Origin of the sequence: Hymenobacter cavernae (assembly GCF_014641455.1) — a bacterium.
In the GTDB taxonomy this organism is placed as follows: Bacteria; Bacteroidota; Bacteroidia; order Cytophagales; family Hymenobacteraceae; genus Hymenobacter; species Hymenobacter cavernae.
Genome location: NZ_BMHT01000011.1, coordinates 22,216 through 35,517 on the forward strand (window position 1 = coordinate 22,216; position 13,302 = coordinate 35,517).

Consider the following 13,302-nt stretch of genomic DNA (forward strand, 5'->3'; position numbering starts at 1 on the left):
TAACTCAAAAGCCCGGCCTTGTGAGAGTCGGACGGTTATTCAAAAAACTAAAAAGGGTATAACGATTCGTTATACCCTTTTTATGGCTAGCCATGCGGAAACTAACGTGTAGCCACTGTCGCCGGCGGCGAGCTGAGCATGCGCGCCTTTAGAATGTCTTGGTTGGTAATCTTCAGGGAGAGATGGCGCCCGCCGCCCTTCTCGAACATCTCCACCACCAGCTGCTTGTCATCGGGAATCGTAAACTTGGGGTAGACGTACACCCGCTCCAGTAAGGTGTTCCCCGCAAAGGCGCTGCGGCCACTGTTGTACACGTAACGTGGCGCTACCTCGGACTCCTGCACGGCCGTGCGCTTGACGGTTTTCTTGTCACGTACGTAGAACTTCACAAAGTCAATGTCATACCCAATGTTCGACTTGTTGAACATATAGAGCTGAAAGTAAAACAGATCGTCCGCCGTGTAGAGTCCGTGCAGGCCGAGGGTAATGTCATCCTTACGCACATCATGCCGGCGCACCGTGCGCTTCTTGGCGGCTACTTCAGCGGCCGTAGATTCCATGCTGTTTTTGGCTTGGGCTGCTTTGCTGGCCTGCACCACTGGTACCCCTCCCCCGCCAACAGCTGCCCCAGCGAAATTAACGTTGATGATTTTTGGGTCACGCTCGTAATCCACGAGAAACGAGTACAGCTTGCCATCGGAAGTGAGCACGGTCATGTTGGTCTGGGCAAAGCTGGCGGCATTTGCTTTCACCTTTACAATGTTCTCCGCCCCTTGTGCCTTATCGGCTATGATGCTGCCGCTGCCCAGGTCCACGTAGGTAACCGCGCTGGGAAAGATCAAGTGAGTTGTTTTTTGAAAGCCGACCCCTAGGTGGTAGCTGGAGATGAGGTATTGCGCCTCAATCGTGAGAAATGGCAAGGGCTTCTGCTGAGCCAGTGCTGAAAAGGAAAGGCCAAGGCTAGCGAGCGAGGCGAATACAAACCGACGTGTTTTCATTACTGGAGCAAAAGTTTATAGTTGGCTTTCAGGTTGATTTTGACCAGTTTGATCTTGTTGCCGGCGATAGCCTTCCCGGTCTGAATAGCAATGCCCGCAGCTTGCGCCCCAAGGCTCGGCGACATGGTGAGCAGGTCGGCGCTGCTTGCGCCGTTGGCCATGCCTTGTTTAGCAGCATCCCGATCCACTGAGCCCGGAATGTTGAGTCCTTCCCCACCATCCAGATCGTAAGCCGATAGGCTGACAGGTACAATGCTGTTATCGTACTGAATAGAATTGATCGTGATGGTGAGCCGTTGTCCGCTCAGGCCACATACCCCGTAGACGAAGGTGTTAGCTGGAATCACGCGCCCCTCGAGTTGCACATCGGCAAGCAAACGAAGCTTCACCGTTTGGCCTTGCACGACCACCTGATCAGAGTGGACCACCGCAGGTACCGCATTCACGGCGGCCGCAGATCGAGACGTTCCCCCTAGGCCATGAAAGCTATTGCCCTTGCCTGAGGCTGCGGTGTTCGCTTGTAGGCGATTCACCACCGAGACAGGTTCGGCCGCCACAACGGAGGGCGCTGGCTTACTGGATTTAGTAGAGGCTGTGGCAACGGGTGCCGCGGGCGTGGCCGCTGGTGCCGGCTTATCCAAGTCTTGCAGCCGCTTTTCATATTGCTGGCGCAGCTGGTCTAGCTCCCGTAGGCTCTGATCCATTTGCTCATCCTTGGCCGAGCTACCACCATAGTTACTGCTCGTGGCCACGCTGCCGGAAGAGTAAGTAGGCTCCGGAGCGTAGAGTTGCTGCTGCGTGCGCTGCATGCGGCTTTGCATCGCCGCCACATTTGGATCAGCCTTTGGGTCATAAGCTTGCGAGGGTTGGCCAGGCTGTACCGCGTAGTTTAAACCTGTCGCGGGCTGACCAGTGATAGCAGCGGCGGAGCTATCCAGCGTGGCTGAAGGCGCGGGAGCACTAAAGGCTAAGCCGTTGTGGTTGGTGCTATCCTGGGGAGCTGCGTACGCATCCAGCTTGCTTTCAAATAGCGACGTTTTGCCAGCAGAGGGAAGGGATGTGTTGAGGCCACTCATGCCAACGCCAGGTCCCGCCTCAGCCGTGGGCACGCCTTTGCCCCCACCACCTAAAACAAAGAGAATCGTCAGAAAAATGACGGAAGGAAGTGGAATGAACAGCAGGAGCCGCCGCTTCTTGATGAACTCCTGGGTAAGTTTTGGAGCGCTCATAGTCGTAGGAATAAGAGAGATTTAGCGACGGTTCTCTGTCAGCAGGTCGTTGTTTTGCACCACGCGCCACCGCTCCATTAAAAAGCCGTGGGGGTTGTTGGCCGAGCGCGACACATCGCGCAGGTAGCACTCCGAAATCAGGTTGCGGGTAGTGACAGTGGAAGTGCGAATGATGTGTTGCTGGGCATAGCACTTGGCGTAATAACCACTACTACTAGGCTGCACGGTGACGCTATCCACGCGGATATCCTGGCTGATGTTTTTCTGAATCAACTCGTTGATATAACCGCTTTCTTTCAGGTACTCGTACTGCTGCTGCGCACTAGCATCGGCCAGGTACAGCGACTGACTCACGTTGTACTGAATAGCTTTGTCGTCCGGATCCAGCGTGAAGAACAGTTCGTGAAAGCGTTTGACGTGATCCTGCGCCTCAACTGGCCGGTTCTCCTTTACACTGTGGGCGCTAGCCGTCATTAGCTGCCCATTATTCAGCAGGTAAATATTGTCCAGCGCAATCATCGTACTCTTGTGGCCCGAGTAGATAGCATACACCGTAATCAGAAGGCAGAACAGCGCCAGGGTGAAAAACATGGTTCTGCTTTGTTGGTGAGCCGAGTCGATATTCTTGAGGGAACGGAACATAGTCGTGGTTTCTAGGATGGATTAAGCAGCCGTATTCTTGAAGCCTGTCTGATTACCCACACTGCCAGGCACCGTGTTATTTCGAATGTCGGAGAGCATGGCACCCGCGGTATTCACACCCCGGCCGGCCACTTGTCCAGCAGTGGCGCCGGCGAAACTGGCAGCGCCACTAGCAGCTGCGCCGCCCTGCACAGTAGCGAAGCGTAGAATGTTGCTCATGCCGCTCGCCGCTACAATCCAGCTTGACACGGAAGGCACCGTGAAGTAGCCAGCAATAGCAATCACCAGAAAGATCATGTAGCCCATATCCGCCGCTTCCAAATCACCACCTGAGCGAATCTGGGCAATGTCTAGGTTGAGCATCATTACTTGAATTTTGGCGATGATGGCCCCGAAGATGTTGGCCACTGGCAGCCACAGAAACACATTGATGTAGCGGGCTAGCCAGTTGGTCAGCGTGGCCTCGAAGCCAGGCCAGATAGCAAAGCCGAAGCTGATGGGGCCGACAATGCTTAAGATGATCAGGAAGAAGGTGCGAATGGTATTGATGACCAGCGCCGCCGAGTTATGAGCCAGTTCCAGCACATTGCGGATCCACTCACGGAAGTTCTTCTGCACGTCATAGGCCATGCGGTCAAAGTACAGCGCCGCTTTCCCGCCGAAGTCTAAAGCATCCTTGCTCTCCAGCTCCTTGTCAAATGCTTCGTTCGATTCGTAGGGCGCATTTTCCGGCCGTGCGGCGAGTAGTTCAGCTTTACGCTCTTGTAGCTGAATGATATTTTGATTCTGCACCCGCACAATAGAGTTTGTTGCGGAAGAGACACCGCCGAGGACGGTATTCAAAACAGCGAGCATAGAGGGGAAAAACATGATTACAATACCGATTCCAAACGGGCGCATCAGTGGCCAGAAATCAATCGGCTCGGTAGTAGCCAGGTTGCGCCAAATCTTGCTGCCGATGAATACCAAGGCACCTAGGCCACCCAGGGCACGCCCCACGTTGACTAGATCTGAACATAGGGGCAGCATCTCATTGTAGAGATTGTCGAGCAGTTGTTGCAGTGATTCGACCGGTATCGATACCTGAAGCAGCAAGGAGAAGAAGGAAAGAAGCATAGTCGTTAGTTGGATAATCCGTAAAGCTGTTTGAGTAGCTGGCGGTCTTTTGCCGCTTTGGTTTGAGCCGAGGCAATGGCCTGGTTGCGTTTGGTGAAGTAGGAGACGAGCTCGTATTGGTGCACCACCTTATCCGAGAGCTTGTTGATGAACTTCAGCCGCTGGGCATCCGTCATCTTGGCCGCATTCGGTGTGAGGATGGTGGTCAGATCATCAAGCAGCCCGACGTTCTCCGAGAGCAGCACCGTGTAGCCCTTGATCATCCCTTGAATTTGTGGCGGCGTCAGGTAGGGGTTGCTCCGCAGCTGGGTCATGTTCTGGGTGTACAGAGCCAGGGTGCGGTCTTGGTAAGACCAGATCGTTTTCACCCGCTGGTAATCCTTCACCACTGAGTTGATCTTAAGCAGGCTCGTGTACCAGTCTTCGTGCATGGCTGCCGTCTGATCAGTGAGCTGCTTGATAACTGCCTGGGTATTGGTACCCTTCTTCACAATGGTGTTACCCAAGGCCCGCAGTGTGGTCAAGAATCCTTGGTGAGTTGCTTGCTTGGTGGCCTGCTTCTCTGCAATGGGCATCGTGACCACGAACTGAGCGCGCGTGGCGTGCGACAGGAGCCCCATGGCTACTATCGCAAATAAGGTTTTGAGCTGTTTCATAGCCTAGGTCCTATTTGGCTAGGCCGTAGAGTTGCTTGATGGTAGCCAGGTCTTTCGCCGCCTGATTTTGGCGGAACGACATGGCCATGTTGCGGCGCGTGAAGTAGGAAACCAAGTCGTACTGATGCGTTACCTTATCGTCTAAGGCATCAATCAACTCCATGCGCTCGGCATCCGTCATCTTAGATTTCAGCGGCGAGACGATGGCGGTCAGATCATCCAGATAAGAAGCTGATTCCTGAATCAGGGTGGTATAGCCTCGTACGATACCGGCCACCTGCTCGGGGCGAAGGTTAGGATCCGCCTTGAACTTGCCGATGTAGTTGGAGTAGATGGTGATGATGGCCGTCTGCCGCTCAAAGAGGTGGCGCACGCGCCGGTACTGCTTGACGGTGTTGCTGACCTGCATCAACCCATCGTACCAGTTCTTGGCCAGGAGCATGTTCTTTTCGGTGAACCCCTTGGTCAACACCTGCTCGACCACGCCGGCATTCACCAGCGTATTTGCTTTGGTACTTAGCGCCTTCAACGTGGCTTGTAACCCCGTCTGAATGAAGTTGGTACCTTCTAAAATCGGCGCCGAAACCACTGCTTGTGCGTGCGCGGAAGGCTTACCCAAAAGGCAAAGCGCTGCCAGACACAGTAAAAACCGTGTTTTTTTCATGACCTAGATGTAGTTAGTGAATGGGTGCGGGCTGGGCTATTCGTGGCCCCACATTTCCCGGTTGTACTTCTGGTGTTTCAGCTTTTGCTCCTTCTGAGCTATCGCCGCCGCGGTCCGTCTGCTATAGTATTGTACCAATGCGAGTTGATGCTTCTCCTTCTCTTCCAAGTCCGAGACGTACTTGAGCTGCTCTGCCTCACTCATGCTCGTTCCACTAGTAGCTAGGTTCGATAGTTCCTGCACATTCGAAGTGCTTTGGTTGACCAACGATTTATACTGGGAGCGGATACCCTGGGCCTGCTCAACGGAGATAACCTCTGCTTTCGTCAGCTTCGGTCCGTTAGCCGCTACTTCCTGTAGGATGGCCGCATGGGTCTCGTAGATGTTGGCAACTCTTGGATTCAGCTTAATCGTATTGGGCACCTCGCTCTGGTACCACTCGTGCAGCAAGGGGCCAAAGCTAGCTGTCGCCTTTTCACCACCGAGCTTGTAAATCTGTTTGATGGATGCAGTCACATGCGCTTCCTGATCAGATGCCAGCTTTTTTGAAGCTGCATCTTGTCCGCAAGAGGCAAACAGCAGACTAGCGAGTAAGAATAGTGAGGTCGTTTTCATAGTCGGTGGGTGGTATGGCAGGAGTAACTTAATCAAGTTGACGCTCTTAACCAGCGTCCCGTAATTCTTGAGCGTACACCTGAATAGCTGTTTCTATATCTAAGCCAGCGTCTAGCTTTTGAAAGAGAACCATCTTCTCAGTTTCTTCCGTCGTGTAAGTCACGTACTCTTCTTTCGACACTACCACGCCGTACACCGTGGCCACTTTGGTCCCTAGACCAATATAGACCTCATTGTAGAATTCATCCGGGCGGCGGTCGGCATTGATGCTAAGCACCAAGGCTTTTTGCTTTTCGGAGAGCGCCAACACCTCTTGAATTTCATCGAACTTGCCCATGAACTTCTCCAGGCTCAGCAGGATCATGCAATCAGACTGCGTGATGATCGTATCCTTGACAATCGGATTATCGAGGATGTCTTTGACCTCCTGTGTGACCACGACGGCTTCCCCCTGAAACTTGCGGACGGTCTTGAAGAGGTATTTCAGGTAATCGGCCATAGCCGGGGTGGCAATGGCTTTCCAGGCTTCCTCGATCAAGATCATCTTGCGCACACCCTTGAGCATGCGCATCTTCTGCAGAAAGGTGTCCATGATGACCAGCGTAACAACGGGGAACAGGATGGGGTGGTCCTTAATGTTGTCAATCTCGAAGACGATAAAGCTTTCACCCACTAGATCTAGCTCCTGCTCAGCGTTCAGCAGATAGTCGTACTCTCCACCGCGGTAGTAGGGCCGCAGCACGTAGAGAAAGTTCTGCATGTCGAAGTCATGGTCGCGTACCTTCTCTCCCTTCAGGTAGGCATCAAACGGCCCCTGTAGAAACTCATAGAAAGTATTGAAGGAAGCTTTGATTGTGGGATCATTCTTCAATGCCTGGTAGTACTGCGTGAGCGCTGTCGAAATGGACACATACTCGGATTGCGAGAGCGCTTCGTTTTGGCGTTTCCATAACGTCACGAGCAGATTATGCAGGCTTAAGCGCTTCTCTACGTCCGGCGCTCCAACTACATAAAAGGGGTTGAAGCTGATGGGCTTGGCTTCTTCGTAGGTGTAGTACACCCCGCCCCGTAGCTGGCACAACCCTTTGTAGCTGTTGCCGGTGTCCACCAGCAGCACGTGCCCGCCTTGCTCATGGAACTGCCGCACCAAGCCGTTCGTGAAAAACGACTTCCCACTGCCCGAGCCGCCCAGGACGAACTTGTTACGGTTGGTAATGATGCCCCGCTTGCGCGGCTCTTCCGAGATGTCGACGTGGACTGGCTTGCCCGTCAGGCGATCTGACAGTTTAATGCCAACGGGGCTGCTGGAGCTGCGGTAGTTGGTCTCCACGTTCCACAGGCAGCAGGCGGGCCCGGCAAAGGTGTAGAAGGTTTCCTCGCTGGGGAAGTCGCCGGCGTTGCCCGGAATACCGGCCCAAAAGAGCGTACCGATATCAACCGTGTTCTCGCGGGCCTTCCCCCCCATTTTGGTGATGGCATCGCCCGTTAGCTCCCGCAGTTCTTTCTCGTGCATCTCCTGTTCCGTCCACGCCAGGATGTTCGCGTGCGCCCGGACTGGTAGCCGCTGCTGAGAATGGGCTTCATTCAGGTACCAGTCATAAAAATCTTTGTTGATGGCGTTCTGGCGTGAATTCAAGGAGAGCGAATTCAGCCTATCCCGCTTCTTTTCGAAGTCCTTCAGGGTCTTGGCAGCGTCATCGACAAAGAGATACTGGTTGTAGATGTGATTGCAGTTCAACTGCAAGCCAAGAGGGGATGCGAAACCAATAAAGAAGTTGCTATAATCGGTGCTTAGATTGCCGTGCCTGGTGCTCGTCTCCAGTATTTCGGGCAAGTCATCGAGTTGACCGAGTGAGTAGCACGTGCACCGTTTAGAGCCCACTTTCAGCCCTTGCGAAAAATCAAGGTCAGCCACTGGCGCTGTATCGCTCATGTTCAGGTAGAGATACTTTTCCAGTAGGCCGGTCTTTCCTTCTGCGCCGGCCAAGTCATCATCGGTGAGCTGCGTGCACTTGATGCCTACGGCCGCGAGGGTTCTTACAAACTGCCCGACTGCGTTAAAAAAGGCAGCCAACAACTTCTCGTCCATCATGTCTTTCGGGACGATTTTGGATCGGGTAAGCAATGTGGCCAGGCTAGTCCAATTCTCCCGACTAGTAGGCGTCTTGGTCAAGAACAGATAGCAGTAATGATTCAGGAAAGGACGTTCATTGAAATGCCGCTCGTAGGCTTGTGAGAGCATCGACCGCTCTACCTCAAAGTTAGCTACGTACTTGTCCTCTACAAACCAGTCTTGCTTGTGTACGACCGTATGGTTGGGAAGCAAGCGCACAGCCTTTACAAAGGCAGAATGCAGAGACTCGTAGTCGGCCTCCGATAAGGTGAAGATTTCCGGTAGGTCCAACCGGTAGGCCACCGTCACGTCGGCGTTCTTGCTGATCAGGCAGTCGTTTTCAACCGCGTAGATCGGTTGCTTGCTTTCCAGCGTAGCAGAGGGAAGAAGTAGGTTGCTCATGAGCGCTTTAGGTCTTTAAAGAGGCGAGCATTGCGATTCACGATCCGAACGGGCTGGCGGCCCTTGGCTTGGTGCTTCATCGCACCGTGCTCGCCATATTTCGAGCAGAGACTGAATACCCGGATCCACCAAAGAAACCCGCTACCGAGAGTGAGGAAGGTGGTCAGGTAGGTGTTGACCCCGACGCCGAGCAGGACAATGGCCGACATAAACACGGCGCCGAGGCCCCCAACCAGCATAAAGAGATAGCGCGCGCCTACCAACCCTATGAATTCAATTGGCTTATTAACGCCCTTATTCAATAGGTAGTGGCCCATTGCTCTACAGGAAGAAGGAGCGCAAGATGGTAGCAGACACAACCAGGAAGATGCAGCTGCCAAACCAGGCAGTAAGATGCTTCTGGGTGTTTTGGTCACCTGAGTTCCACTTGATAAAAGCCGTGATGGCACCACCCAGGCCCGCGGCGGCTCCAATGGCATACATGAGCAGCGTGAGGTTGTCGAAGTACCCTGAGATCATGGAGGTAGCTTTCGTGATGCCGCCCGAGCCGTCACCCTGGGCCAGTGAGGCCGTGGCGGTGGCCAGCACCACGAGTGCAGTCAGAATCGCTTTAACTTTTGCCCGGGAAGATTTGCCAGGTCCGGTGAAAATGAAAGGTTTGTTAAGCATGGCTTTAATGAGTAAGAATGGTGTGAAATGAGTGAAAGAAAAAAGATGAAGGCTACTAAAAATATTAGCTGACGGCGGGTTCTACCACGTCAGCATAGAGCGTCGAGGTAAGTTGCTGCGCACTCTTACTGCTCTTCTTATAAAATGCCATTAACACTTCCGTGTTCTCTAGGGCAGGAATCTCTTCTACTAGTTGCTCCTGGGTGATTTCTCCCTCTGCTGCTCGGTCAAAGTAGTCGCTGAGCTGGGCTACACCAACCGTGTAATCATGCTCAAACTCTTCTAACTCCTCTCCCCTTTCCTGATTTGGGACAGAATTCCCAGAAATAATCGTTTCGTCATTATTAGATTCTATAGATATATCTAAATCATTTTCTTTAATCTCATCCGCCTCTTTCGCTTCTAGTGATGTAGTTGTTTCCTGCACCACTTCGGCGGGCTCTTGCTCGTTTACTTGCTGGGCGGCCGCTGGTGCTTCCTGCTTCGGAAGCACGATAGCCGCCGCCTTGGATACCAATGGCACCTTGCCCAGCACGGATGCAGGCGTGGGTGCCAACGATTCATCACCAACGGCCCGCCCCTTTCCTTTCATCAAGCCTAGTAGCTCCGTTCGGTAATACACCACGACCACAAACACATAGTACAAGACGAGCAGCACTGCCACAGCGCCTAGGAACTGCGGCCACGAGATCATTTTAAACATGGTAGCTAGAATTGATAAGGTTACAGGAAAGGCAAAGCAGTAGCTAGAGGCTCCATTTTGGGGCCTTGTAAATCAATTGTTTATAAGTTGAAGGGCTAGTAAGGCAGGTTGCCCTTGCGCCGCTTTTCCATCTCGTTCAAGAAGGTGCGTATGTCAGGGCCGTACGTTTCGAAATGATGATTGAGTACGTTGATTATTATATCAGCTAAACCAATATCTGCGGCTTGTGAAAGCACCGATAAGGCGTTGTGGGATGTTTGATCCACATAAATAGCCTTGTTCTTCTTGCTAACTACTGGCTTCAAGAAGGTATCAGCGTAGGTAGAATTAACTCCCTGCACAGATGAGGACTGCTTTTTCTTTCCCTTTTGTTTTTGGCTTTCCACCGGCGCTTCAGCTGGTGGCATTGGCAAAGGAACAGGTGATTCAGAAGGGACTTGAGTAGCGGCTTCTGGAGCAGTAATAGCCTCAGGCTCAGGTGCGGGAGCTTGGGCGGGCTCGGGTGGGTCGGGTGCAGCGTGACGTTTGCGCTGAAACGAGCTAACAAAATCAGTGACGTCGGTCGAGGCATTCTTATTGGTGGCCATGCGTCTGGGTCTAAAGGCTTTCGGTTTCGTCCGTTTCTGCCGGCGTCGACTCCATGGCCTGCGGAGCCTGGTCATGGAAGATGATTTCCGACATTTCTTGAATTAACCCTTTGATACCCAGGCGTAGGTATTCTTTTGAGAGGGGAAACATGGTAGAGCGCATGCCTTCCTTTCGGTAGTTCACGCTATGCTCCAACCGGCTTTTCAGGAAGGGTATGTTCTCCTGCGCGAAAAGCTCCTCGGTCTTTACATAGAAGTCCTGCTTCTCACTCTTAATGTGCTTGTTCCAGAAAGCATAGTACTCCTTTAGTCGGCTCCCAGGCTTACCCTTTGCAAACTCTTGGAGAGCGGCTGCGAACGGCAGAGTGGCCTCGACACTGAGTATGTCTCCTTCCATTGGAATAAAGACGTAATCGAGCATTTTCCAAAGCTCCAGTAAGCCAGGCACGTTGATCGTACCCGGAGTGTCAATAAACACTAGGTCGAATTCCCCCTCCATATCCTTTGCAATGGACAGGGCCTCTTTCACGGTGCAGCCGACGATTGGATAAGCCTGCTGCCCTAGTGCTTGAAACTCAGCCGCTTTCTCAGGGCTAGCCTTCAGTTGCTCTAGTTCTTTGTTGCGCAGGCCTTCTAGCGAATGCTGCGGATAATCACAGTCAATAACCGCGACCTTCTCTTTCGCTAGGAAATGAAAGGCCGAGGCTGCCAGAATATTGATGGATGTTTTTCCAACACCCCCCTTTTGGGAGGAGATAGAAATGTACTTCGTGGTACTCATGGCGAATACAGGTAAATGGTTAGTGGAGAGAAATGGAATGTGGTTGCACACATCAAAGGAATCCTTTCACTCTTTCACTGATTACAAATTTAACGTCGTGAATGAATAAAGCAACATCATGAGAAATAATTATGATGAAATCATTTTAACTCACTCGTTCATTCATTAATCTTGGAAAGAGTTAGATGGGTACAGCTATGCGATGATACAAGCTTTTGTTGAGTACCTGATTGTGAGAACATCAGCGAATCAGGATATCAGTTTAGATGTGTACCAGTTCATCATTGTATAAAAACATCAATCCATAAGGACACAAATACATAAAAAAATCAATCCATCAATCCATAACCACATAAGAATATCAAAACATCAAAACATAAGTTCTTATGTCTTTGCATAGAACAATACATAAGACTATCAGGGAACCAGATAACCGAAGCACGAGGGTATAAATAGATCAGGGCATAAGTCTATTGTTATATCAAGACATCAAAACATAAACACATCAATAAGCCAGAGTATAAGAACTGGTATGTATGAATATGACAGAGTATCAGCTTGTAAATCCATGACTTACGGCTCACCTTATTCGTTTGACCGACGCGCACCTGCAAGAGTGGAGGCGAACGTTTTGAGCTACTCGGTAGGCGCCCGGTTTTGCCTTCCCTCTTATTTACAGAAGTTGTTCAGCAAGCCATGTCTTTGTGCGCACAAACCTTCGGTTCGCGCTACCAAAGACAAGGGGAAATTGACGCAAGCTATTTCCCCTTGTCTTGCTGCTAGCAGACCCTAAACCAGTGTTGAAATGGAAGAACCAGACGTACCCGAATTAGCTCCCGAATCGAGCGAAGAACTGCTCAAAGACGCGCACATTAACGTTCGAATTACGAGTGTTGACAAGAAAACCATTGAGCAAAAGGCGGCGAAGGCCGGACTCACAACCGGTGATTACGTCCGGCGCGCGGCCCTCGGGAAAAAGATTGGAGAGAAAGTGCCGAGAGAATTGCGCAATCAGATGGCTGGTGCAGCCAACAACTTGAACCAACTCGCACGTCTAGCCAATGCTGGCAAGCTTGGTTCTGTTGGCGGCGAGAAGTTAACGGACCTAGCCAACCGTTTACTGGAGCTACTAAAATGATAGCGAAAACAGTAACCGGCAGTGACTTTACAGGTGCCCTGGAGTACGGCGCAGGCCTGCGTTCGGACCGAACAAACAAGCAGGCCGAACTACTGAGCGTAGCTAATCTGGGTAGCAATAACGTGCACGGAATGGCTGCTGAAATGCGAGCCGTCGCCGACATGAGCGACCGAATTAAGCAGGCTGTTTGGCATACCGTTTTATCGTGGGCACCAGGTGAACTAGTCGACCGCGAACAGAAGCTAAAGGCGGCGGCCATGTATTGCGAGCTGATGGGGGCCAGCCTTGATCGGCACCAGGTCGCCGTGTTCGAGCACAAAGACAAGCAGCACCCCCACATTCACATCTACATCAACCGCGTGCCCACTGATGGCGGCCCGGCCCTGCGCACGGATCAGAACTATGCGCGTAACGTGAAGGCCACCCGCCAGATTCGGGAGCAGCTCGGCATGGCGCCGTTGCCCTCGCGCCGGCAAAGCACCAAAGACCTCGACCCACAAAAGGAGCTTGCCCGCGGCTATGTGCGGGACGTGCTCACAGCGGCGCTACAAGATGGGGCCATTCGTTCCGTCGATCAGCTAGTGGCGCACCTGCGCACGAAGGAAATTGAAGCCTACCTGAAACGCGACGGAAAAGGCCTGCTGGTAGGCAGCAGCTTCCGCTATCAGGAAAGCAATGTGAAGGGCACCGAGATTGGTATCAAAGCCAAGCAGCTGCGTGACCACTTCAGCCAATACGGCCGCGAGGCATTGCGCCCCAGCGACTCACTCGCACCAGGTAGAGGCGGGAGCCACATGGCCAACGCCGGAACGGGTATGCGGACCGAGCCCTTGCTCAGTCTAAATGATAGGGCAGGGGAGGGCAGCGGCGGGCCAACGGCAGATGACGCCGAGCAGAATGAAAACCAGGTGCGCCGCAAGCGTCGGCGGCCCAAGCTCTAAATAGCTCGCTCCACCAATTGGTGGAATGAGGAACCCCCTATCAGTTCA

Annotated in this window: 15 protein-coding genes; 2 read left to right on the top strand and 13 right to left on the bottom strand. The window is 52.5% G+C overall.

The features are described 5' to 3' along the window. Positions 1-101 precede the first annotated feature (101 nt). From traN to IEX74_RS21830, 13 genes are all read right to left on the bottom strand, one after another. Positions 102-998 carry a conjugative transposon protein TraN gene (gene traN, locus IEX74_RS21770; RefSeq protein ID WP_188816203.1) on the bottom strand — a complete coding sequence of 299 codons (897 nt, stop codon included), beginning with the start codon at positions 996-998 and terminating at the stop codon, positions 102-104. Then, on the bottom strand, positions 998-2,227 hold the full coding sequence (gene traM / locus IEX74_RS21775; RefSeq protein ID WP_188816204.1) for a conjugative transposon protein TraM: 1,230 nt from the start codon (positions 2,225-2,227) through the stop codon (positions 998-1,000). The genes traN and traM overlap by 1 nt, the downstream gene beginning before the upstream one ends. 21 nt (positions 2,228-2,248) lie before the next feature. Continuing rightward, positions 2,249-2,869, bottom strand: a complete 621-nt coding sequence (gene traK, locus IEX74_RS21780; protein ID WP_188816205.1) for a conjugative transposon protein TraK — start codon at positions 2,867-2,869, stop codon at positions 2,249-2,251. 21 nt (positions 2,870-2,890) lie between these two features. Then, complete coding sequence (gene traJ, locus IEX74_RS21785; protein WP_188816206.1) at positions 2,891-3,985, bottom strand: conjugative transposon protein TraJ; 1,095 nt, start codon at positions 3,983-3,985, stop codon at positions 2,891-2,893. 5 nt (positions 3,986-3,990) lie between these two features. Then, a complete protein-coding gene (locus tag IEX74_RS21790) occupies positions 3,991-4,641 on the bottom strand; it encodes a hypothetical protein (protein ID WP_188816207.1) in 651 nt (216 codons plus the stop codon). Between the two features lie 10 nt (positions 4,642-4,651). Then, a complete protein-coding gene (locus IEX74_RS21795; RefSeq protein ID WP_229755412.1) occupies positions 4,652-5,260 on the bottom strand; it encodes a hypothetical protein in 609 nt (202 codons plus the stop codon). 81 nt (positions 5,261-5,341) lie between these two features. Next, positions 5,342-5,920: a hypothetical protein gene (locus IEX74_RS21800; protein ID WP_188816209.1), complete on the bottom strand. Its 579-nt coding sequence runs from the start codon at positions 5,918-5,920 to the stop codon at positions 5,342-5,344. A 46-nt stretch (positions 5,921-5,966) separates the two neighbouring features. Then, positions 5,967-8,435 (bottom strand): TraG family conjugative transposon ATPase, encoded by a 2,469-nt coding sequence (locus IEX74_RS21805; protein ID WP_188816210.1) that lies wholly within the window; start codon positions 8,433-8,435, stop codon positions 5,967-5,969. Further along, positions 8,432-8,752 (bottom strand): DUF4133 domain-containing protein, encoded by a 321-nt coding sequence (locus IEX74_RS21810; RefSeq protein WP_188816211.1) that lies wholly within the window; start codon positions 8,750-8,752, stop codon positions 8,432-8,434. Before IEX74_RS21810 ends, IEX74_RS21805 begins: the two co-directional genes overlap by 4 nt. A 4-nt stretch (positions 8,753-8,756) precedes the next feature. Beyond that, the gene (locus IEX74_RS21815; RefSeq protein WP_188816212.1) at positions 8,757-9,104 is read right to left on the bottom strand and encodes a DUF4134 domain-containing protein; all 348 of its coding nucleotides are present in this window, start codon (positions 9,102-9,104) and stop codon (positions 8,757-8,759) included. Positions 9,105-9,168: 64 nt separating this feature from the next. Next, entirely contained in the window at positions 9,169-9,807 is a 639-nt protein-coding gene (locus IEX74_RS21820) for a hypothetical protein (RefSeq protein ID WP_188816213.1), read from the bottom strand. A gap of 95 nt (positions 9,808-9,902) precedes the next feature. After that, complete coding sequence (locus IEX74_RS21825) at positions 9,903-10,394, bottom strand: DUF3408 domain-containing protein (protein ID WP_188816214.1); 492 nt, start codon at positions 10,392-10,394, stop codon at positions 9,903-9,905. 10 nt (positions 10,395-10,404) lie between these two features. Next, complete coding sequence (locus IEX74_RS21830; RefSeq protein ID WP_188816215.1) at positions 10,405-11,175, bottom strand: ParA family protein; 771 nt, start codon at positions 11,173-11,175, stop codon at positions 10,405-10,407. An 805-nt stretch (positions 11,176-11,980) separates the two neighbouring features. Here IEX74_RS21830 and IEX74_RS21835 point away from each other — a divergent pair. Then, positions 11,981-12,313, top strand: a complete 333-nt coding sequence (locus IEX74_RS21835) for a plasmid mobilization protein (RefSeq protein WP_188816216.1) — start codon at positions 11,981-11,983, stop codon at positions 12,311-12,313. After that, entirely contained in the window at positions 12,310-13,254 is a 945-nt protein-coding gene (locus IEX74_RS21840) for a relaxase/mobilization nuclease domain-containing protein (RefSeq protein WP_188816217.1), read from the top strand. The genes IEX74_RS21835 and IEX74_RS21840 overlap by 4 nt, the downstream gene beginning before the upstream one ends. The last annotated feature ends 48 nt before the right edge of the window (positions 13,255-13,302 follow it).

Bases quoted from the DNA above. Each gene is read 5' to 3' on its own strand.
- IEX74_RS21840 (WP_188816217.1), top strand. From the start codon at position 12,310: ATGATAGCGAAAACAGTAACCGGCAGTGACTTTACAGGTGCCCTGGAG.
- traN (WP_188816203.1), bottom strand. From the start codon at position 998: ATGAAAACACGTCGGTTTGTATTCGCCTCGCTCGCTAGCCTTGGCCTT.
- IEX74_RS21810 (WP_188816211.1), bottom strand. From the start codon at position 8,752: ATGGGCCACTACCTATTGAATAAGGGCGTTAATAAGCCAATTGAATTC.
- IEX74_RS21830 (WP_188816215.1), bottom strand. From the start codon at position 11,175: ATGAGTACCACGAAGTACATTTCTATCTCCTCCCAAAAGGGGGGTGTT.
- traK (WP_188816205.1), bottom strand. From the start codon at position 2,869: ATGTTCCGTTCCCTCAAGAATATCGACTCGGCTCACCAACAAAGCAGA.
- IEX74_RS21820 (WP_188816213.1), bottom strand. From the start codon at position 9,807: ATGTTTAAAATGATCTCGTGGCCGCAGTTCCTAGGCGCTGTGGCAGTG.
- IEX74_RS21800 (WP_188816209.1), bottom strand. From the start codon at position 5,920: ATGAAAACGACCTCACTATTCTTACTCGCTAGTCTGCTGTTTGCCTCT.
- traM (WP_188816204.1), bottom strand. From the start codon at position 2,227: ATGAGCGCTCCAAAACTTACCCAGGAGTTCATCAAGAAGCGGCGGCTC.
- IEX74_RS21805 (WP_188816210.1), bottom strand. From the start codon at position 8,435: ATGAGCAACCTACTTCTTCCCTCTGCTACGCTGGAAAGCAAGCAACCG.
- IEX74_RS21815 (WP_188816212.1), bottom strand. From the start codon at position 9,104: ATGCTTAACAAACCTTTCATTTTCACCGGACCTGGCAAATCTTCCCGG.
- IEX74_RS21825 (WP_188816214.1), bottom strand. From the start codon at position 10,394: ATGGCCACCAATAAGAATGCCTCGACCGACGTCACTGATTTTGTTAGC.
- traJ (WP_188816206.1), bottom strand. From the start codon at position 3,985: ATGCTTCTTTCCTTCTTCTCCTTGCTGCTTCAGGTATCGATACCGGTC.
- IEX74_RS21835 (WP_188816216.1), top strand. From the start codon at position 11,981: ATGGAAGAACCAGACGTACCCGAATTAGCTCCCGAATCGAGCGAAGAA.
- IEX74_RS21790 (WP_188816207.1), bottom strand. From the start codon at position 4,641: ATGAAACAGCTCAAAACCTTATTTGCGATAGTAGCCATGGGGCTCCTG.